Annotated in this window: 1 protein-coding gene; it reads left to right on the plus strand. The window is 41.2% G+C overall.

The window, feature by feature from the left end:
- Positions 1–255: IS3 family transposase (locus tag G9H60_RS13765; protein ID WP_223144527.1), on the plus strand; the 255-nt coding region annotated here is incomplete at both ends.

Here is a 255-nt window from a genome sequence, read left to right on the forward strand (position 1 = left end):
AGCCGAAGAAGCCAACAAGCGCAAGCCATTCAAGAATTAAGGCAAGATCATCCTTTGGAGCTATTGCTCCAACATGGTCAAATGGCAAAGAGTAGCTTTCATTATTACCAGCATCGCCTTAGCTTGGTCGATAAATACCTTGAAGTAAAAGTTGCGATAAATCGTATCTTTCATGCACACAAGGGTAGATTAGGCTATCGGAGGATAACAGAACTGTTGAAACAGCTTGGTTTTACCATCAACCACAAAACAGTA

Source organism: Aquirufa aurantiipilula (genome assembly GCF_019923745.1).
Taxonomy (GTDB): domain Bacteria; phylum Bacteroidota; class Bacteroidia; order Cytophagales; family Spirosomataceae; genus Aquirufa; species Aquirufa aurantiipilula.